The 19,015-nt window shown below is 58.4% G+C and carries 18 protein-coding genes and 1 pseudogene; 11 read left to right on the top strand and 8 right to left on the bottom strand.

What is annotated here, in order from left to right; all coding sequences use genetic code 11:
* The first annotated feature begins 161 nt into the window (after positions 1-161).
* The 5 genes from EV281_RS13755 (at position 162) to EV281_RS13735 (ending at position 5,344) form a co-directional block, all read left to right on the top strand.
* On the top strand, positions 162-779 hold the full coding sequence (locus tag EV281_RS13755; protein WP_132653651.1) for a 50S ribosomal protein L25/general stress protein Ctc: 618 nt from the start codon (positions 162-164) through the stop codon (positions 777-779).
* A 186-nt stretch (positions 780-965) separates the two neighbouring features.
* On the top strand, positions 966-3,323 hold the full coding sequence (locus EV281_RS13750) for an EAL domain-containing protein (RefSeq protein WP_132653650.1): 2,358 nt from the start codon (positions 966-968) through the stop codon (positions 3,321-3,323).
* A 26-nt stretch (positions 3,324-3,349) separates the two neighbouring features.
* Positions 3,350-4,072 (top strand): transporter substrate-binding domain-containing protein, encoded by a 723-nt coding sequence (locus tag EV281_RS13745; protein WP_132653649.1) that lies wholly within the window; start codon positions 3,350-3,352, stop codon positions 4,070-4,072.
* A 94-nt stretch (positions 4,073-4,166) separates the two neighbouring features.
* Positions 4,167-4,883, top strand: a complete 717-nt coding sequence (gene pth / locus EV281_RS13740) for an aminoacyl-tRNA hydrolase (RefSeq protein WP_132653648.1) — start codon at positions 4,167-4,169, stop codon at positions 4,881-4,883.
* Between the two features lie 5 nt (positions 4,884-4,888).
* Complete coding sequence (locus EV281_RS13735) at positions 4,889-5,344, top strand: GNAT family N-acetyltransferase (RefSeq protein WP_132653647.1); 456 nt, start codon at positions 4,889-4,891, stop codon at positions 5,342-5,344.
* 19 nt (positions 5,345-5,363) lie between these two features.
* Here EV281_RS13735 and clpS read toward each other — a convergent pair whose 3' ends face one another.
* Positions 5,364-5,675, bottom strand: a complete 312-nt coding sequence (gene clpS, locus EV281_RS13730; protein ID WP_132653646.1) for an ATP-dependent Clp protease adapter ClpS — start codon at positions 5,673-5,675, stop codon at positions 5,364-5,366.
* Positions 5,676-5,903: 228 nt separating this feature from the next.
* Between clpS and ychF the strand changes: the two genes are divergently transcribed.
* A complete protein-coding gene (ychF, locus tag EV281_RS13725; RefSeq protein ID WP_132653645.1) occupies positions 5,904-7,007 on the top strand; it encodes a redox-regulated ATPase YchF in 1,104 nt (367 codons plus the stop codon).
* A gap of 78 nt (positions 7,008-7,085) precedes the next feature.
* On the opposite strand, the pseudogene EV281_RS13720 reads toward ychF, so the two are convergent.
* Positions 7,086-8,157 (bottom strand): annotated as a pseudogene (locus EV281_RS13720) (hypothetical protein).
* A gap of 80 nt (positions 8,158-8,237) precedes the next feature.
* Here EV281_RS13720 and EV281_RS13715 point away from each other — a divergent pair.
* Entirely contained in the window at positions 8,238-8,708 is a 471-nt protein-coding gene (locus EV281_RS13715; RefSeq protein WP_132654300.1) for a MaoC family dehydratase, read from the top strand.
* Positions 8,705-9,172, top strand: a complete 468-nt coding sequence (locus EV281_RS13710) for a MaoC family dehydratase (RefSeq protein ID WP_132653644.1) — start codon at positions 8,705-8,707, stop codon at positions 9,170-9,172. The genes EV281_RS13715 and EV281_RS13710 overlap by 4 nt, the downstream gene beginning before the upstream one ends.
* A 9-nt stretch (positions 9,173-9,181) precedes the next feature.
* Here the strand turns inward: EV281_RS13710 and EV281_RS13705 are convergent, their stop codons facing one another.
* The 4 genes from EV281_RS13705 to petA all read right to left on the bottom strand — a co-directional run bounded on the left by EV281_RS13705 (position 9,182) and on the right by petA (position 12,610).
* Positions 9,182-9,724 (bottom strand): adenine phosphoribosyltransferase, encoded by a 543-nt coding sequence (locus tag EV281_RS13705; RefSeq protein ID WP_132653643.1) that lies wholly within the window; start codon positions 9,722-9,724, stop codon positions 9,182-9,184.
* Positions 9,725-9,838: 114 nt separating this feature from the next.
* Positions 9,839-10,708, bottom strand: coding sequence for a cytochrome c1 (locus EV281_RS13700; RefSeq protein WP_132653642.1), 870 nt, complete (start codon positions 10,706-10,708; stop codon positions 9,839-9,841).
* Between the two features lie 25 nt (positions 10,709-10,733).
* Positions 10,734-12,020: a cytochrome b N-terminal domain-containing protein gene (locus tag EV281_RS13695; protein ID WP_132653641.1), complete on the bottom strand. Its 1,287-nt coding sequence runs from the start codon at positions 12,018-12,020 to the stop codon at positions 10,734-10,736.
* A gap of 14 nt (positions 12,021-12,034) precedes the next feature.
* Entirely contained in the window at positions 12,035-12,610 is a 576-nt protein-coding gene (gene petA / locus EV281_RS13690; protein ID WP_132653640.1) for a ubiquinol-cytochrome c reductase iron-sulfur subunit, read from the bottom strand.
* A 287-nt stretch (positions 12,611-12,897) separates the two neighbouring features.
* On the opposite strand from petA, the gene EV281_RS13685 reads away from it, so the two are divergent.
* A complete protein-coding gene (locus EV281_RS13685; protein ID WP_132653639.1) occupies positions 12,898-13,827 on the top strand; it encodes an endonuclease/exonuclease/phosphatase family protein in 930 nt (309 codons plus the stop codon).
* Here the strand turns inward: EV281_RS13685 and EV281_RS13680 are convergent.
* Positions 13,798-15,696: an ABC transporter ATP-binding protein gene (locus EV281_RS13680; protein ID WP_132654298.1), complete on the bottom strand. Its 1,899-nt coding sequence runs from the start codon at positions 15,694-15,696 to the stop codon at positions 13,798-13,800. The genes EV281_RS13685 and EV281_RS13680 overlap by 30 nt on opposite strands.
* A gap of 162 nt (positions 15,697-15,858) precedes the next feature.
* On the opposite strand from EV281_RS13680, the gene EV281_RS13675 reads away from it, so the two are divergent.
* Entirely contained in the window at positions 15,859-16,110 is a 252-nt protein-coding gene (locus EV281_RS13675) for a ribbon-helix-helix domain-containing protein (RefSeq protein ID WP_132653638.1), read from the top strand.
* A gap of 61 nt (positions 16,111-16,171) precedes the next feature.
* Here the strand turns inward: EV281_RS13675 and EV281_RS13670 are convergent, their stop codons facing one another.
* Positions 16,172-18,028, bottom strand: coding sequence for an ABC transporter ATP-binding protein (locus EV281_RS13670; protein ID WP_132653637.1), 1,857 nt, complete (start codon positions 18,026-18,028; stop codon positions 16,172-16,174).
* A 379-nt stretch (positions 18,029-18,407) separates the two neighbouring features.
* Here EV281_RS13670 and EV281_RS13665 point away from each other — a divergent pair, with 379 nt between their 5' ends.
* Positions 18,408-18,869: a tRNA (cytidine(34)-2'-O)-methyltransferase gene (locus EV281_RS13665; RefSeq protein WP_132653636.1), complete on the top strand. Its 462-nt coding sequence runs from the start codon at positions 18,408-18,410 to the stop codon at positions 18,867-18,869.
* Positions 18,870-19,015 lie beyond the last annotated feature (146 nt).

The following is a 19,015-nucleotide window of genomic DNA, read 5'->3' as shown; positions in this document are numbered from 1 at the left end:
CTGCTTGCGTTTGGATGACACTTATATTATAGGCCACGCGTCCGCGTAGACACCCTTGGAGGCAACGCGGATGAGGACGGATACTACGATCCGCCTCCAGTCCGAGGCACAAGGCTTCAAGCCCGCCGCGGGCTCTCCAAATAACCTCGAAAGGACTAGCCATGAGCCACGAAACGTACGAGCTCAAGGCCGAGGCGCGCGAACGGGTTGGTAAGGGGTCCGCCCGTGAACTCCGCCGCAACGGCTTTATTCCCGCTATCATCTATGGTGACAAGCAGGCCCCGATTTCCATCGCTATCAACACCAATGAGGTGACGAAGCGTATTCATGCCGGTGGTTTCATGACCACCGTTGCGACCATCGACGTCGATGGCAAGAAGTACCAGGTTCTGCCGAAGGACTATCAGCTCGATCCGGTTCGCGACTTCACGATGCACGTCGATTTCCTGCGCGTATCCGGCAACACCCAGGTCACCGTTGAAATCCCGGTTCACTTCGTCAACGAAGAAAAGTCCCCGGGCCTCAAGGTCGGCGGCGTCCTGAACATCGTTCGCCACGAAGTCGAAGTTCACTGCCCGGCTAACGCGATCCCGGAATTCTTCACCGTTGACCTCTCCGGCCACAAGATCGGCGACAGCATCCATATTTCGGAAATCACGCTGCCGAAGGGCGTAACGCCCGTCATCGCTGATCGCGACTTCACGATCGCGACGATCATTGCTCCGGCCGCCGGTGTCGACGATGCCGCTGCCGAAGGTGAAGGCGAAGCAGAAGCCTGATAGCTTCTACCAATTTGTAAAGCATAAAGCCCGTTTTCATTTTTGGAGACGGGCTTTTTCATTGGCAAAAAAGGCTTATTTCAGCAACATTTAACACATTCATGGAAGCATGCTCCGGCTGGTTGCGAAGTTCCCGCGTTGCTGCGTGACCGCAAAATATTCCGACCCGATGGAGCAAACGGAACCATGAATAATTCCGTTGAGAACAGATTTTTTGCGATTGTTTGCGGCGCGCTACTTGTTTTTGTAGCCCCCCTATTTGTTCTTTTTCTTTTCCTTTCCTCTGAACGCGCCGACAAGGAAATACGTGACCATATTTCCGTTCTTCTTGTGGCAAATGCCCAGGCGCTCGCCAAGCCGCTTTGGGATCTTGATGCCGATAGCGTGACACAGATCAGCGCGACGGTCGTCTCGCAAGGCGCCATCGTCAAGGTGGAAGTTCGCGACCAGTCCGGCCAACTCGACGTCAGCCAGTCGACCATCCCGAGGTCGTTCAACGGCAAGCTGGTTCAGGTCTCCCGCGCCATCATCTACAACACCGTCGATGGCCCAAAAAACCTTGGCAGCATCTCCGTCTTCTATCCGGCACTCGGCCTGTTTTCCGGCCTGAAGCAGGAAGAGGTCGTCTTTATCTCGATCTTCATTTTCGCGGTGCTGGCTGTTTTTGCAACCGCGCTTATCGGCAATCGCATCTTCGTCATCAAGCCTCTGATGCGCCTGACGGCCGCAATCGAGGCGACGCGCCAGCTCGGCTCCCGCCACCATGTCGACTGGCAGTCGAACGACGAGATGGGCCGCCTTGCCCAGAGCTTCAACGAAATGCAGACGAAGCTGGAAAACGAGGAAACAGAACTGAAGCTTGCGCATCGGCGCACTACCGACATCTACAACCTGACGCCCGCCATGCTCTTCTCGCTCGACGAGGAAGACCGGATCACCGCCGTCAGCGACTATTGGCTGCTTGCGACCGGTTATCACCGCGTCGCCGTCATCGGCCGGAACTTCTCCGATCTGGTCACCCCCTCCACCCGTGAGAAGTTCATCAAGCGCAAGAGCCAGCGTGAGAACGGCACCGGAGATGTGACTGTCAAGTTCGTCTGCATGGACGGCCGCATCATGGACGTCCTCATCATGGAATCGGCGCTGACGACCCAGGGACAGGAAGGTCAGTCACTTTCCGTCATGACCGACGTGACGGAGCTGAAGGCCTCCGAAGACCGCAACCACCGTCTAGCGATTACTGACCACCTGACCGGTCTGCTGAATCGCCAGGGTTTTGAGGCCGTGCTCGACAACAAAATCGCGTCCGCCGACGCTGCCGGTCAGGAGCTAGCCTGCCTATTCGTCGACCTCGACCGCTTCAAATGGATCAACGACAACATGGGCCATGCCGCAGGTGACGCGGCCCTCATCGAACTTGTCGAACGGCTGAAGACCCTCCTTGCCCCTTCCGATGAAGCCGCTCGTCTCGGCGGCGATGAATTTGCTATCCTGCTACCGGCCAAAAATGCCGAAAAGCGCGCCCGCGCCATGTGCGACCAGATTGCCTCGATCTTCGAGACGCCGTTCGGCCCGGACATGCATCTCAGCGCCTCCGTCGGCATCGCCATCTATCCTCGCCATGCCGCAACCGCCGCGGAATTGCTGCAGAAGTCCGATATGGCCATGTACGCCAAAAAGCGCGACGGCAAGAACGGCGCGCAAATCTTCGATAACGGCATGCTCGATCATGCCCGTCGACGCGCCGAGATCGAAGCTCATATCGAGGCCGGCCTCGCCGACGATTGGTTCGAGGCCTATCTCCAGCCGATCGTCAATCTGAACGGCCGCAACGTTGCCGGCTTCGAAGCGCTGATGCGCCTCAACCACCCGCAGAAAGGCCTCATGCCGCCCGCCGAAATCATCAGTGTCGCCGAAGAGACCGCCAAGATCGTGCGTGTCGGCAACGTCATCATGGAAAAGGCAATCGCCAATCTGGCAAAGATCTCCCGCCTCCCAGGCATGCAGGACACCTATCTCGCGATCAATTTCTCGCCGCTTCAGTTTGAGCCGGCGCTCGCTGCCCGCCTCGCAGCCATCCTCGGCCGCCACGGCATCCTGCCGGATCGTATCGTCGTCGAGATCACCGAAGCGGTGCTGATGCACGATAACCCTCAGATCCGCATGGTCGTGACGGAACTGCGCCGTTTCGGCTGCCGCATTGCCCTCGACGATTTCGGGACCGGCTACTCGTCGCTGAGCTATCTCAATCGCTTCCCGGTCGACATCATCAAGATCGATCAATCCTTCACCCGCGCCATCAATGATGCTGACGATGACGTGCGCCAGAAGAGCCGCATGCTGATCGAAGGCATCACCACGCTGTCGCACAAGATGAACTGCACCGTGATCGCCGAAGGGATCGAAACGGAAGAGGAATGCGGAACGCTGTATCAAATGGGCCTCGACTATGGCCAGGGTTATCTGTTCCACCGTCCGCAAAATGCCGCCAAGCTGATCGAGGAACTGAGCAGCGCGCAACCGAACGTGACGCGCGCTTCATGAACTGACGAGATATGGGAGGTATCGCAATGAAAAAGCTGCTGCTTCTTGCTCTTCTTATCCTGCCCTGCTTAGCGACATCCGCCTCAGCCCAGACGGTAGCCTTCGTGACCGAGGAATACGCCCCCTTCAACTACCGCGAGGGAAAGGTCATCAAGGGCGCGACCGTCGAACAGGTGGAGAAGATCATGGCCGATATTGGTGTCGGTTATACGCTCGACGTGATGCCCTGGGCTCGCGCCTTCAGCCTCGCCCGCTCGACACCAATGACCTGTGTTTTTGCCACCGCACATAACGCTTCGCGTGACGGCCTGTTCAAATGGGTGGAACCGCTGCTCGTCGACCGCAACATCCTGATCGCTCGCAAGGGATCTGGCGTCTCGGCCGCAAATCTGGAAGAGGCAAAGAAATATGTGATCGGCGTGCAGCGCGACGACTATACCGAAGTGACGCTGAAGGAGAAGGGCTTCTCCAAACTCGATGTCGCCAGCGATTTCAACGCGACGCTGCGCAAGCTGCTCGGCGGACGCATCGACATGATGCCGATCTCCGAACTCTATTTCGACAAGCTGAAGACCGACAAGCCGCTGGAAATGGTGACCGTTCTCTCCTCTCAGCCGATGGGTATTGCCTGCGAGAAGAATTTTCCGGACGACCTTCTGGCACGTATGCAGACCTCGCTCGACAAGCTGATTGCAAGCGGCGAGCAGAAGCAGATATTCCTGAAATACGGGCTTCATCTGCAGAATTGATCAGCGGCCCGGTTTTCTTCCGAGGCTTTCCCACTTGACTTTGCCGCCGTTTCGCTGTCGTGAACGGCAACAGCTCTTGCAAGGAAGACAGGCCATGCTGATCATCGCGGGTCTCGGCAATCCCGGCGCAAAATATGCCGGCAACCGCCACAATGTCGGCTTCATGGCGGTGGATGCCATCTATCGCCGCCATAGCTTTTCGCCCTGGTCTAAGAAATTCAAAGCCGAGATATCAGAAGGCGAGCTTGCCGGCGAGAAAGTGCTGCTGATCAAGCCGCAGACCTTCATGAACCTCTCGGGCGAAGCGGTGGGGGAAGCCATGCGCTTCTATAAACTGCAGCCTTCCGATCTCGTGGCGATCTATGACGAGCTCGATCTACCCGCCGGCAAGACGCGGCTGAAGACCGGCGGCGGCCACGGCGGCCACAACGGCATCAAGTCGCTCGACGCCCATTGCGGCAAGGAATACCGCCGCCTGCGCATCGGCATCGGCCATCCCGGCGTCAAGGAGCTCGTGCATAACCACGTGCTCGGCGACTTCGCCAAGGCGGACAACGCGTGGCTGGAGCCGCTGCTGGATACGCTCGCAGACAATGCCGAGATGCTGGTCCGCAACGAGGATTCCCAGCTCATGAACAAGCTCGCACTGGCGCTCGGCAGCAAGGCGGACGAGGAGAAGCCGAAGTCGGAGAAGAAGCCAACAGGAAAGTCTCATATCCATCAGGCCCGCAACCACGGCCACCAGAAGCTTCCGGCAACCGGTCCCATGGCCGAGATGCTGAAGAAGATGTTCGGCAACAAGAGCGACTGAGTGCGATGGCAAGCGGGAATCTTAGCATCCGGCGAGCAGCTTCCGCCGACCTGCAGAACCTGCTTACCCTTTACGGCCACCTCAACTCCTCCGATCGGCCACTTGCTCCTGAACTCGCGGAGGAACGCTTCTCTGCCATTCTCGCCCAGCCGGGTATGACGGTTTTTATTGGCTTTATCGACGAGATCGCAGCGTCGACGGTAACGCTGATCGTCATACCCAACCTGACACGCAACGGCGCTTCCTATGCGCTTATAGAAAACGTCGTCACCCATGCCGATCATCGCAGACAGGGCTATGCCGGCAAGGTCATCCACCATGCGATTACGCAAGCGTGGGATACCGGCTGCTATAAAGTGATGCTGCTGACTGGATCGAAAGATCCGGCAACGCTGCGTTTCTATGAAAATTGCGGCTTCCTGCAGGACAAGACCGGTTACCAGATCCGCCGGCAATCCTAGATTTGGAACAGACCCTGTCCTATTCCTCGGGCTCAGTGGTGAACATCAGCGGAAAGCCCATCTCCTTGGCAAGATCGATGGCCTCCTTCGCCTTTGTCTCGGCGATATCCTTGGTGCAGACGACGACCACGCAAGAGCCGAGCTTGTGTGCCGTCATCATCACGCGGTAGCCCGCATCCTCGCTCATGCGGAACACGGCCCTCAGCACCATGATGACGAATTCCCGCGGTGTGTAATCGTCATTGACGAGAATCACCTTGTAAAGCTTCGGCTTGTCCAGCTTGGGCTTCGTTTTGGTCTTGGGTTTTAAGGCAATATCGTTGTCAACCATCGGAAATCCGCCCGTTGATGACATGGGAAGGGGTTTCGTACTAACTAAGCTTTTTCGATTGCAGAATTCCGACACCTCGCGCGGAGGGAAATTCCACTGCCGTAAGAATAGAACCACTACGCCCTATCGGCAAGGGAGCTGCAAGAAAAGGTCGCCGAGACTTGACCGCTCCCCTCCTTTATCCCATAGCCACGGCCAAGGAATTCCAGAGAACAGCAGGTTTCAGCCATGGGCTTCAAATGCGGTATCGTCGGCCTGCCGAATGTCGGCAAATCGACCCTTTTCAATGCGCTCACCAAGACGGCGGCAGCGCAGGCGGCAAACTATCCTTTCTGCACGATCGAACCGAACACAGGCGAAGTCGCTGTACCGGATGAACGCATGCGCAAGCTTGCGGATATCGCGAAGTCGAAAGAAATCATCCCGACCCGCATCAACTTCGTCGATATTGCCGGCCTCGTGCGCGGCGCGTCGAAGGGCGAAGGCCTCGGCAATCAGTTCCTTGCCAACATCCGCGAAGTCGATGCCATCGTGCATGTGCTGCGCTGCTTCGAAGACGGCGATATCACCCACGTGGAAGGCCGTATCGATCCCGTTGCAGATGCCGAAACGATCGAGACCGAACTAATGCTTGCCGATCTCGACAGCCTCGAGCGCCGCACCGAACAAACCCGCAAGCGCGCTACCGGCAAGGACAAGGATTCCATGGCCATGCTGCCGATCATGGAAGCCTCGCTGGCGCTGCTGCAGGACGGCAAGCCTGTCCGCACCCTGCTTTCCAAGCTCGACGCCGAAGAAACCCGTATCCTGAAGGGCCTCAACCTCCTGACCTCGCATCCGGTTCTCTATGTTTGTAACGTCGCGGAAGGCGACGCGGCGACGGGCAACAAATATACCGAGGCCGTTGCCGCCATGGCGAAGGCACAGGGTGCGGAAACAGTGATCATCTCGGCTGCGATCGAGTCGGAAGTCGCCCAGCTTCCCGATGAGGAAGCCAAGGAATTCCTCTCGGCTCTAGGTCTTGACGAAGCGGGACTCGATCGCCTGATCCGCGCTGGCTACAAGCTGCTCCACCTCATCACCTATTTCACCGTCGGCCCGAAGGAAACGCGCGCCTGGACGATCGAGCGCGGCACCAAGGCACCGCAGGCAGCCGGCGTGATCCACTCGGATTTCGAGCGCGGCTTCATCCGCGCCAACACCATCGCCTATGATGACTACATCCAGTTCGGCGGCGAAGTCGGTGCCAAGGAAGCCGGCAAGGCGCGCGACGAAGGCAAGGAATATGTCGTCCAGGACGGCGACGTCATCCATTTCCGCTTCAATACCTAACGCACAAAGCATGTCGCGCAAAAGTATGCAGCGGTTTTGCGATAACGACATGCATCAAACAAAAACCAAAGTTGCCGCTCACGCGGGCGGCAACCTTTCCACAACGATTGACGGCAAAGCGCCCAGCACGATGCGCCGAAGCGGTATCCAGCCCGTACCAATGACGAGCACGATCACGCCGACGATAATGAGCGTCCCGAAGATATAGGTATCGATGGTCGCGCTCCCCTGCCTGAATATCCCGTAGATCGCCAAGCCCAGCGTCAGCAGACCAGACGTAACGAAAGCACGCCTGTCGATGATCAGGCCGATCAGCATCAGCAGGCCGACGATGACAACGACGACTGGCGTCTTGAAGGAGTTGGGGTCCATGATCTCCAGCCAGCCCCCGTCGAGTGAGAGCAATATCCGGATGCTGTAAAGCAGCGCCGGCGCCGCAACAAGATGAAGCCAGAAGGCGACATCCGATCGCGTCGTCCGGCGGAACCTGTCGCTGAGATCGAAGCCGAGTGCAGCGATAAACAGACCGACGGCACAGGCAAACAGGATGAAGGAGACCAGCGTGGGATGGTTGAGGATGAAGGCATCGTCTCCGCTCACCCATTGCAACAGGCGGAAGACGAGCGCAAGGACAAGCGCGAGAGCCGCGAATATTGCGAGCGCGAGCGCAAGCGGCACACGGTAGCGCACATAGAAAAGCCCCATGACAACGGGGAATGCGACGATGAAACCGTCAATACCATCGCCCGTGACCCATAGATCGGCATTGGGTGGATAGATCGACAGCATCATCCGGAAAGTCCAGGCAAAGGCAGCCAGCGTCAGCACGACGGCCGGCAGTGCAAGGCGCTGACGCTTCACCAGGATTTCCGCCAGCACCAGGATTGCCGGCAGTACCGCATGAAGCGACGTGAGCCCCCAGAGGCCTGCAAGCGCAATCAGAATGGCCGATAGTGATCAGCACGTCGTGGAAGCCGCGCACGAAACGCGGCGTCTCGGTATCCGACCAGGCTGGCTCGGAACCTGCTGTCGTATGCTGCTCGACGACGACGCCACGCTCAGCAAGGAACTGCGCCAGCCGCTCGCCGGCTTCGACGGTGATCAACCCTTCGCGCGCAGCTTCGTCGAGTATCGCCCTTAGTTCAGCCATGCCGTTTACCCCCACGGAATCATTGAGCCCGCGCGGATGCTATTGTAAGCAATGGGGCCTGCCTATGATGGGAGACCATGATGCCTGCAGAAAAGCTCGCCTATGAGGATTTCCAGCCGGGTCGACGCTTTCCTCTCGGTCCGAAAGCTGTAACGGCACCCGAAATCATCGAATTTGCCGCGGAGTTCGACCCGCAGCCAATGCATCTGGATGAGGCTGCCGGCCGTGCCAGCATCCTCGGCGGGCTTGCGGCGTCTGGTTGGCACACTTCGGCGATGTTCATGCGCATGATGGCCGACAGCTATGTGCTGAATTCGCTATGTGAAGGTGCGCCCGGCGTCGACTTCATGGAGTGGCGTAAGCCGGTGCTGGCAGGCGACACGCTCTCCGGCCATTCGATGGTCCTGGAGGCGCGCCCGATGCGCTCGCGTCCCGGCCTCGGCATCGTCAAGTTTCGCCATGAGGTGGAAAACCAGCGCGGCGAACTGGTCTGCCTGTCGGAGAATTCCGTCATCTTCGGCATGCGTGACAAGCAGGAGCCTGGCATATGAGAATGTCCGAACTCTATGCCGTCGGCGAAAAGACCGAGATCGGCAGCTACGTTTTCACTGAGGAAAACATCCTCCGCTTCGCCAGGAAATACGACCCGCAGCGCTTCCATATCGACAAGGAAGCCGCTCGGGACACTATGTTCGGCGCGCTTTGCGCTTCCGGCTGGCATACGGTGGCGGCCTGGATGCGCTGCTTTCTGGATTATTGGATGGCAGAAACGCGCCGGCTATCGGAACAGGGCTTGGAGCCGCCAAATCTTGGCCCCTCGCCTGGCTTCCAGAAGCTGCAATGGCTGAAGCCAGTCTTCGTCGATGAGACGATCGCTTATACTGTGGCCTTTGTCTCCAGCCGGCCGCTTGTGTCACGACCGGGCTGGTATCTCAATGCCATCCTCTGTGAAGGTATCAATCAGGATGACGTTGCAGTCATCCGCTTCGAGAGCAGCGTACTGGAATTCGAATAGCTGGCACGCTCAATGGCCGGCGAATTCCACCAGTGTGTGAACATCGACGCCGAGATCCTCCAGTTTCTTGCGGCCGCCGAGATCCGGCAGGTCGATGACGAAGCAGGCGCCGACGACTTCCGCGCCGATCTGACGAAGAAGCCGCGTTGCGCCGATAGCCGTCCCGCCCGTGGCGATCAGATCGTCGACGAGGATCACCTTCTCGCCCGGCTTGACGGCGTCGCGGTGCATCTCCATCTCGTCCACGCCATATTCCAGGCTGTAGGCGATACGCACGGTCTCGTGCGGCAACTTGCCCTTCTTGCGGATAGGCACGAAGCCCGAGGATAGCTGATGCGCGACCGCGCCGCCGATGATGAAGCCGCGCGCTTCCATACCGGCGATCTTATCGACCTTCAGGCCCGCATAGGGCTGCACGAGCTCATCGACCGCACGGCGAAAGGCACGCGGATTGCCAAGCAATGTTGTGATGTCGCGAAAGATGATGCCGGGCTTGGGGTAATCCGGAATGGAGCGGATGCTGGCCGCAAGCTCAGAAAGCGTATGGTTCATCGAAAATCCGTATCTGCGAGCGTATTAAACCCGCGCACACTATCAATTGCGCCGCATCAAACCAAATAAAAAGGCGGCTAGGAAGCCGCCTTTTCCGTAGAGATATAAGGTCGCTTAGTGGTCGATTCGCGAGTAGATCGAACGCTTGGTCAGATAGATCAGCACCGTGAAGATCAGCAGGAAGACCATGACCATGAAGCCGGTCCGCTTGCGAGCTTCGAGATGCGGCTCCGACGCCCACATCAGGAACGAAGCGACGTCCTTGGCATACTGATCGACCGTCTGCGGCGAACCATCGTCATAGGTGACCTGACCGTCGGAGAGCGGCTTCGGCATGGCAAAAGCTGCAGCAGCGTGGAAATACGGATTGTAGTGAGCGCCTGCCGGAACCTGGAAACCGGCCGGTGCATCCTCATATCCGGTCAGCAGCGAGTAGATATAATCCGGACCGCTTTCCTGGTACTGAGTGAAAATATCAAAGACGAACCGTGGGAAGCCGCGCTCGACTTCGCGTGCCTTGGCGAGCAGCGACATATCCGGCGGAGCCGCACCGTTATTGGCGGCAGCAGCTGCTTCCGCATTCGGATAGGGTGATGGGAAGTGGTCGGACGGAACCGCCTTGCGGGTGAACATTTCGCCGCTCGCGTCCGGGCCGTCCTGGACTTCATAGTTGGCAGCGAACGCCTTGATCTGCGCATCCGAATAGCCGAGATCGCCCAGCGTGCGGAAGGGCACGAGGTTCATCGAGTGGCAGGCGGAACAGACTTCTGTATAGACCTTCAGGCCGCGCTGCAGCTGGCCCTTGTCGTAATGGCCGAACGGACCGGCAAAGGTCCAGTCGAGTTCCTTCGGCTCCTTTAGCGGATAGTGCGGGGTGGCACTTTCCTGATGAGCGGCCGGAGCCGCTGCTTCCTGGGCGAAAGCCACGCCGCTAAGGCCAACAACGACAGCGAGCGAGAGAATGCTTGTAACAAGCTTTTTCATATTTCTATCCTTCCCGTCCGCTCGCTCAGGCCTTGACCTCTGCAGTGGCCTTGGCCGCTGCCGTCCTGTTGCGCTTTTCGAGCACCGCGTCGGTGATCGAGTTCGGAATGCGGCGCGGCGTTTCCACCAGACCAAGAACCGGCATAGCAACCAGGAAGAAGGCGAAGTAGAGGAGCGTACAAAACTGCGAGATCATGACGTAGATGCCTTCAGCAGGCTGCGAACCGAGCCAGCCGAGGACGATCGCATTGATCACGAACAGCCAGTAGAACAGCTTGTACCAGGGACGGTAGACCGCCGAGCGGACCTTCGAAGTGTCGAGCCAGGGCAGGAAGAACAGCACGATGATGGCCCCGAACATGACCAGGACGCCGCCGAGCTTGGAGTCGATCGGGCCGACGTTGAAGGTGATCGAGCGCAACATGGCGTAGAACGGCAGGAAGTACCATTCCGGAACGATGTGAGCCGGGGTCTTCAGCGGATCAGCCGGAATGTAGTTGTCGGCGTGGCCGAGATAGTTCGGCAGGTAGAAGACGAAGTAAGCATAAACGATCAGGAAGACTGAAACGCCGAGCGCATCCTTGAGCGTTGCGTAAGGCGTGAAACGAACCGTATCCGTCTTCGTCTTGACCTCGACGCCCGTCGGGTTCGTCTGGCCGGTCACGTGCAGAGCCCAGATATGCAGGACGACGACGCCGGCGATCATGAAGGGCAGCAGGTAATGCAGCGAGAAGAAGCGGTTCAGCGTCGGCTGATCGACGGCAAAACCACCGAGCAGGAACTGCTGGACCCATTCGCCGACCAGCGGGAATGCCGAGAAGAAGCCGGTGATAACCGTCGCGCCCCAGAAGGACATCTGACCCCAGGGCAGAACGTAACCCATGAAGCCGGTCGCCATCATCAGGAGATAGATGACCACGCCGAGAATCCAGAGGATTTCGCGCGGCGCCTTGTAGGAGCCGTAGTAGAGGCCGCGGGCGATGTGAAGGTAGACGGCGACGAAGAAGAAGGATGCGCCGTTGGCATGCAGGTAGCGCAGCAGCCAACCATGATTGACATCGCGCATGATCTTTTCGACGGAATTGAAAGCGATCGTCGTGTCGGCGGCATAGTGCATGGCGAGCGTGACGCCCGTCAGGATCTGCACGATCAGCATGACCGCGAGCATGGCACCAAACGTGTATGCATAGTTCAGGTTCCGCGGAACCGGATAGGCAACGAAGCTGTCATAGACCATGCGCGGCAGCGGAAGGCGCGCATCGACCCATTTTTCCAAGCCGGTTGATGGTTCGTAGCTGGAATGGCCACTCATAAATCAGTCTCCCCTCAACCGATCTTGATCTTGGTATCGGACACGAATGAAAAGGTCGGGATCGCCAGGTTCTGCGGCGCCGGACCTTTGCGGATGCGGCCGGCCGTATCGTAGACCGAGCCATGGCAGGGACAGAACCAACCATTGTACTCGCCAGCCTGACCGAGCGGAACGCAGCCGAGATGGGTGCAGGTGCCGATCATGACGATCCAATTTTCTTTGCCCTGGCCGCCAGAGCGGTCGGCACCGGTTGCCGGAGCGTCAGCAGGAAGGTTTGCATTGCGGGCGATTGGATCCTTGAGTTCCGAGAGCTGAACGTCAGCCGCGGCCTTCACTTCTTCCGGCGTACGGTTGCGGATGAAGATCGGCTTACCGCGCCACTTGACCGTCAGCGACATACCGGGCTCGAGGCTCGCGACATCGACTTCGATGGAAGCCAGTGCCAGCGTCGAAGCGTCCGGACGCATCTGGTCGATAAACGGCCAGGCAAACGAAACGGCCCCGACGGCACCCGCCATACCAGTAGTGAGATAAAGGAAATCACGGCGAGTGGGCTCTGAGGCCTCGCTTGTCGTTACGTGTTCGCTCACGGCTTAACCATCCTCTGCGCAATTGTCGCGGAAATCCGCCCTGCCCCTCCAGAGGCGACGAATCTATCACAACATATTTCGGCCATAGATTCCCCACCAATCCGGCGCGTTCTATGCTTGATCGCAAATTATGTCCAGCCTTGACAAGGGGACGAGGGCACAATGTCGCGGGAATTTTCAGTGAATTTTTTAAGGCAATCACTGGCTTGCGGCTTTGCTGCATTGCAACAAACCAAGGCCCGTGTTAGGCGCTGGTAAGTCTGCCATACGAATTTGGATTTGCGCCGATGAGGCATACAGTTTTCTGCGTATTGAGCGTCCTCATCACGATAATCCTGGCCCTCGTTTCGCTCCGGTATGTCACCGATTTCTGGCTGCTTTCCTTCGTTTACAGCTTCCAGATCCATCTGAGCCTCATCTGTGCCGTGGCCGCGGTCATTGCTCTGTTCGTCAAGCGGCACTGGTACGGCTTCCTGACGCTGGCGGTGGCGACCCTTCTGAATATCCACGGCGTCATCATGCTGCACGAATTCGCCGGCAGGACGCCTGCACAGGATGCCCCCCGGCTTTTCCGGCTAATGTCCTTCAATGTCGAGATCGACAATTGGATCAATAACGAAAAAATTGCCGATGCCGTGCTGGCATCGGGCGCTGACGTCGTCGACCTCATGGAAGCGGTGCCGATCTCCCCGCAGCTGCCACGGCTGCAGCAGATCTATCCTTACCGCATCGGCTGCGACACGATCGAGATCTGCGATACGCTGATCCTGTCAAAACGTCCTTTTACGCACTATGAATTTCAGGACCTCGGCAATCTCTGGAAGCGGCGGCTCGTGTCGGCGACGATCGATTTCGACGGAACGCCCGTCGATTTCCTGTTTGCGCACCTCACCAAGCCCTATTTCGATGATTTTCAGAATGAAGAGCTCGACGATTTGAAAACTGCCATGCAAAGCCACACGGGTGCATTGGTCGTTTCCGGGGACTTCAACTCGTCGATCATCGCACCGACCATCCAAAAACTGCTGCGCGGCACCGGCCTTACCACAGCCTTCCCCGAGCCGACGTCGTGGCCGGTTGCTGCCGGGCCGTTCGGTATCAGCATTGACCATATTTTCGCGAGACCGCCACTGCTCATCCGCTCGACGAGCCGGCTGGAAGACAGTCTCGGCTCGAACCACTACGGCCTAATCAGCGATTTCGTTCGCGAGTACTGAGCGGGTATCGTTGTCATCGGAAGCAAGGAAACCGCCTGACTGACGCGCCCAGAGCTCGGCATAAAGCCCGCCTTGCTTGAGGAGCGCATCATGCGTGCCTTCCTCGATGACCTTGCCGCGATCGATCACGACAAGTCTGTCGAGTGCCGCAATCGTCGAAAGCCGATGGGCGATCGCAAGAACTGTCTTGCCTTCCATCACACGGTTGAGGTTCGACTGGATCGCCTCTTCCACTTCCGAATCGAGCGCCGACGTCGCCTCGTCGAGAACGAGGATCGGCGCATCTTTGAGCATCACGCGCGCAATGGCGATGCGCTGGCGTTGGCCGCCCGAGAGCTTGACGCCGCGTTCGCCGACATGGGCATCGAAACCCTTGCGCCCCTGCTGATCCCGTAATTGCTCGATGAAATCGAGGGCCTCGGCGCGCCTGGCCGCTTCGATAAGCCGCCCCTCACCCGCATCCGGCCGGCCGAACAGGATATTGTCGCGCACGGATCGATGCAGCAGCGACGTATCCTGGCTGACCATGCCGATCTGCATGCGCAGCGATTCCTGCGTGACGGCAGCGATATCCTGACCGTCAATGAGGATGCGTCCGCTTTGAAGATCGTAGAGGCGCAGGAGAATATGCGCGAGCGTCGATTTGCCAGCGCCGGAGCGGCCGATGATGCCGACCTTTTCGCCAGGACGGATCGTCAGCGAAAAATTGTCGATGACCGCGTTTTCCTTGCCATAATCGAAGGACACATTCTCGAAGCGAATCCCCGGCTGCTTGACGACGAGTTCCGTCGCATCGGGGCGATTGACGAGATGCAGAGGCTGCGAAATCAGCTCGGCCGCGTTCTGAATGGTACCAAGATTGCGCATGATGCCATTGAACTGGGTCATCAGCCGCCCGAGCAGGAAGTTCAGCCTCAGGACCAGCGTCAGCGAAAAGGCGACCCCGCCCGAGCTGATCAGGCCGCGTAGCCACAAATCGACGCTGATCCCTCCCATGGTGACGATCATCAGACCCGACAGCAGCGCCATCGATGCGCGCACACCGGTGATGAAGCGCGTGAACTGCAACACCGTGTCCTGATAGGTGTTGAAGCCGTGAAGCATATAGCGATCGCTTTCTTCGTCGCGGGCGAAGAGCTTCAGCGTCTGGATATTGCTATAGGCATCGACGATGCGGCCATTGAGCAGAGAGGCTGCTTCTGCAGTTTCGCGCGAGTGATAGCGGATGCGCGGTACAAAATAGCGGGCAAGTACGCTGAAGGCCGCCAGCCAGAAGAGAACGACCGCCGCCAGTGAGAAATCGAGCTGCCCGACCAGAACGAGCGTAGTGGCGGCATAGATGCCAACGAACCAGACGCTTTCCATCAGCGACGTCACAAGATCGCCCGTCGCCTGCCCGGCTGACCAGACCTTGGTGACGATGCGGCCGGAAAAGTCGCTCTGGAAGAACGCAAGCGACTGGCGCGACACGTGCAGATAGGACTGCCAGCGCGCCAGGTTATAAAAACCCGGCGTGATGACCTGCTGGTCGATCAGCGCGATCAGAAAGGCGACAACGAAACGGACGATGCCAATCAGCGCCAGCATGCCGAAAAGCTCACCTCCATGTGCGGCAAGAAGCGTGCTCCAGCCGGCCCCGGGCTTGATCGTGCTGAGGATGTCGACCAGCCGCCCGACGAACCAGAAGAGGGCCGCCTCGATCGCCGCCGACATGCCGCCGAGCACCAGCATCGCGATAAAAGGCCACTTGGCTTGGCCGATGTAGAACCAAATGAATCCCAGTGTGTTGCGCGGCGGTTGAATATTGTCGCGGGCGCGGAACGGATCTATCCAGGTTTCAAACAGGCGAAGGATCGGAGTGAGCAGCATCACGGCGATATAGGCCCGTTCAGAATTGCGGCAAAGGGACCATAGGGCGGACGCAACCTAATATTTTCGTAATGATCGGTAATATCGGCGTCATCTGTCTTGATACGGGTAGAAGCGGCTACAATCTCGTGCCATGATCGCGTCTTACCGGAGACCGCAGATATGGAAACGAAAACGCTCAAGGCGCATCTTCCGCTTTCCCTTGCGGAAAAGCTCGACGCTCTGGCAGACGCGCTGGACGTGCCGCGCGACAGCATCGTGACGGAAGCCATAGCAAGCTGGATCGAACGTGAAGAGCGGCAGCGCATCTTCACGCTGCAATCGCTCGCGTCCAACTCGATTATCGTCGTGGAGCATCATCGCGTCATCGACTGGGCCGACAGCCTCTGCGCCGATCGGGGCCGCGCGCTCTGAACAGCAGTTCATGTTTCAGCCGAATAAAGCCCTCCCCACTCCTGCGGGGAAGGCTTTTTTGTTATTGGGCCGCCACCTCGGCCTCTTCCTCGTGATCGGCGAGGAAGCCGCCGGACTGGCGGTTCCAGAGGTCGGCATAGATGCCGCCGTGGCTCACCAGCTCGCTATGCGTGCCGCTTTCAATAATGCGGCCCTTGTCGAGCACGATTAGCCGGTCCATCTCGGTCAAGGTCGACAGGCGGTGGGCGATCGCGATCACCGTCTTGCCTTCCATCAGCGCAAAGAGGTTCTCCTGGATCGCCGCTTCCACTTCGGAATCGAGCGCCGAGGTCGCCTCGTCGAGCACCAGGATCGGCGCATCCTTCAGGAAGACGCGGGCGATCGCGATACGCTGCCGCTGGCCGCCGGAGAGCTTTACGCCACGCTCACCGACCTGCGCGTCGAGCCCCTTGCGACCCTGCATGTCGACAAGCCCTTCGATGAACTCCCAGGCATTCGCCCGCCTTGCCGCCTCGATGACTTCCTCATCCGTCGCATCAGGACGCCCATAGGCGATGTTGTCGCGGATAGAGCGGTGCAAGAGCGACGTATCTTGCGTTACCACTCCGATCAGCGCACGAAGGCTGTCCTGCGACACCTCGGAAATATCCTGGCCGTCGATTGTGATGCGGCCGGCCTCCAGGTCGTAGAAGCGCAGCAGCAGGTTCATCAAGGTCGTCTTGCCCGCACCTGAGCGCCCGACGAGACCGACCTTCTCGCCGGCCTCGATGTCGAGCGACAGGTTGTCAACGACGCCTTTGCCCTTTCCGTAGTGGAAGCCGACGCGTTCATAATGAATCGCACCCTTCTTCGCCGTCAGTTGCAGCGCCCCCGGCTTGTCGACGATATCGTGCTGCTTCGACATCATCTCCATGCCGTCATAGACCGTGCCGATGTTCTCAAAGAGCGCCGAAACTTCCCACATGATCCATTGAGACATGCCGTTGACGCGCATCGCAAGGCCGATAGCGATGGAAATTGCGCCGACCGAGATCGTACCGTTCAGCCACAGATAGATGGATAGGCTGGAAATGATGAACAGCGAGATGCAGTTGTTCATGTAGACGCTCATATGGAAGAGCGTCACCTTGCGCATCTGGCTGTGCACCGTATCCAGAAAGCTATCCATGCTTTCCCTGGCATAGACTTCCTCACGGCCTGCATGAGAAAACAGCTTTACGGTGGCAATGTTCGTGTAGCTGTCGACCACGCGGCCCGTCATCAGCGAGCGCGCATCCGCCTGTTGGGCAGCGATCTTGCGAAGCCGCGGCACGAAATAGGCGACAATGCCGATATAGACGCCGAGCCAGACAAGGATCGGCAGCATAAGTCGCCAGTCGGCAGCCGCGATAATGACTATCATCGACAGGAAATAGGTCACGACATAGACGAAGACGTCGAGGATCTTCATGACCGTTTCGCGCACGGCAAGCGACGTCTGCATGACCTTGGTGGCAACACGTCCGGCAAACTCATTGGCAAAGAAGGTCATGCTGTGGCGCAGAAGGAAGCGGTGCATCTGCCAGCGCGCAATCATCGGATAATTTCCGAGCATCATCTGGTGCATGATAAGCGAATCGAGACCGGCAACGAGCGGCAGGCCGATCAGCACCAGGGCGCCCATCCAAACGAGCTTATAGCCTTCATTTTGCAGAAAGGTCGCGCGGTCGGCGTTCGTCAGCCAGTCGACGATGTCGCCGAGAAACTGGAAAAGTGCCACTTCGCCGACGGCAATCAGCGCCGTCAGAAACGCCATGAGCGCAAGCCATCCCGCCGCCGGCTTTGTATAATGCCAGCAGAAGGCAAAAAGACCCTTCGGGGGAGCAACGGGCTCCTCGCTCGGAAAGGGATTAAGTCGCTGTTCAAACCAGCTAAACATGAAAATCGCTCCGGAACTCCGCGTTCCGGCCCCAGCTTCGCACCTCAAAGGCACATGCAAGCACATATGGGACCCGGAAGTTCAAGGGGCGAGGCCGTAGCGGCCGCGCAATGATCAAATGGGCAATGGGGAAGAAAAGCGCCTTACACGCGCCAGATCGCCAAGCGTCGTATCACGGGCGGGAGGCGCATCAGCACAAATATATCCATGTCGGCGCTCCCTGTTGGCGATTGAAGATATGCACCGATAACGCGAAAATGCCAGAATTTCCAGCCCTATCACACGGAAAGTGACTATTGAATATTCAAAAATCGTCTTGTTGCGTCAAAATCACAGTTCGGATAGGTCATTTTCGCACTATCGCAACGGACAACCTGTCATGGCAGCCCTTAGACTGGCGCTCTACCAGCCCGATATTCCGGGCAATACCGGCACAATCCTGCGCCTTGCCGCCTGCCTGGGCTTTGCGGTCGATATCATCGAGCCCGCCGGATTTGACATTTCGGACCGAAACCTGAAGCGCGCGGGCATGGATTATCTGGCCGCCGCCGCTTTCACCCGCCATGTCAACTGGGAGCGTTTCGAAGAATGGCGTGCCGGAACCGACCGCCGCCTGATCCTTGCCACAACAAAAGCATCACAGCGCTATACGGATTTCACCTTCCATCCCGACGACATCCTGTTGTTCGGCCGCGAAAGCGCCGGCGCGCCCGATCACGTCCACGAGCGCGCGGACGGGCGCATCCTGATCCCGATGGTGGAAGGCCAGCGCTCGATCAACCTTGCTGTCTCCGCCGCGATGATCGTTGGCGAGGCGATGAGGCAGATAGTCTGGGCGTGAACCGGCCCTTATGCCGATCCTCGACGCATAATATGTCGCAGACGCGGCTTTGAATTGGCGAAAAAGCGCTATATTAATTAGCCAAGCAATCAATAAATCTGCACAAGCAGTGAGATTCCAACGATTTACTCGACTACGAAAACGAA

Source organism: Rhizobium sp. BK418 (assembly GCF_004341105.1).
Taxonomy (GTDB): domain Bacteria; phylum Pseudomonadota; class Alphaproteobacteria; order Rhizobiales; family Rhizobiaceae; genus Rhizobium.
Note: the sequence above shows the minus strand (reverse complement) of the source record. Positions and strands in the feature narration are given on the sequence as shown.

Excerpts from the sequence above, each read along its gene's own strand:
- EV281_RS13745 (WP_132653649.1), top strand. The coding sequence starts at position 3,350 with ATGAAAAAGCTGCTGCTTCTTGCTCTTCTTATCCTGCCCTGCTTAGCG.
- EV281_RS13685 (WP_132653639.1), top strand. The coding sequence starts at position 12,898 with ATGAGGCATACAGTTTTCTGCGTATTGAGCGTCCTCATCACGATAATC.
- EV281_RS13680 (WP_132654298.1), bottom strand. The coding sequence starts at position 15,696 with ATGCTGCTCACTCCGATCCTTCGCCTGTTTGAAACCTGGATAGATCCG.
- EV281_RS13665 (WP_132653636.1), top strand. The coding sequence starts at position 18,408 with ATGGCAGCCCTTAGACTGGCGCTCTACCAGCCCGATATTCCGGGCAAT.
- EV281_RS13675 (WP_132653638.1), top strand. The coding sequence starts at position 15,859 with ATGGAAACGAAAACGCTCAAGGCGCATCTTCCGCTTTCCCTTGCGGAA.
- pth (WP_132653648.1), top strand. The coding sequence starts at position 4,167 with ATGCTGATCATCGCGGGTCTCGGCAATCCCGGCGCAAAATATGCCGGC.
- EV281_RS13755 (WP_132653651.1), top strand. The coding sequence starts at position 162 with ATGAGCCACGAAACGTACGAGCTCAAGGCCGAGGCGCGCGAACGGGTT.
- EV281_RS13750 (WP_132653650.1), top strand. The coding sequence starts at position 966 with ATGAATAATTCCGTTGAGAACAGATTTTTTGCGATTGTTTGCGGCGCG.
- EV281_RS13735 (WP_132653647.1), top strand. The coding sequence starts at position 4,889 with ATGGCAAGCGGGAATCTTAGCATCCGGCGAGCAGCTTCCGCCGACCTG.
- EV281_RS13700 (WP_132653642.1), bottom strand. The coding sequence starts at position 10,708 with ATGAAAAAGCTTGTTACAAGCATTCTCTCGCTCGCTGTCGTTGTTGGC.
- EV281_RS13715 (WP_132654300.1), top strand. The coding sequence starts at position 8,238 with ATGCCTGCAGAAAAGCTCGCCTATGAGGATTTCCAGCCGGGTCGACGC.
- clpS (WP_132653646.1), bottom strand. The coding sequence starts at position 5,675 with ATGGTTGACAACGATATTGCCTTAAAACCCAAGACCAAAACGAAGCCC.
- EV281_RS13710 (WP_132653644.1), top strand. The coding sequence starts at position 8,705 with ATGAGAATGTCCGAACTCTATGCCGTCGGCGAAAAGACCGAGATCGGC.
- EV281_RS13695 (WP_132653641.1), bottom strand. The coding sequence starts at position 12,020 with ATGAGTGGCCATTCCAGCTACGAACCATCAACCGGCTTGGAAAAATGG.
- ychF (WP_132653645.1), top strand. The coding sequence starts at position 5,904 with ATGGGCTTCAAATGCGGTATCGTCGGCCTGCCGAATGTCGGCAAATCG.
- EV281_RS13670 (WP_132653637.1), bottom strand. The coding sequence starts at position 18,028 with ATGTTTAGCTGGTTTGAACAGCGACTTAATCCCTTTCCGAGCGAGGAG.
- EV281_RS13705 (WP_132653643.1), bottom strand. The coding sequence starts at position 9,724 with ATGAACCATACGCTTTCTGAGCTTGCGGCCAGCATCCGCTCCATTCCG.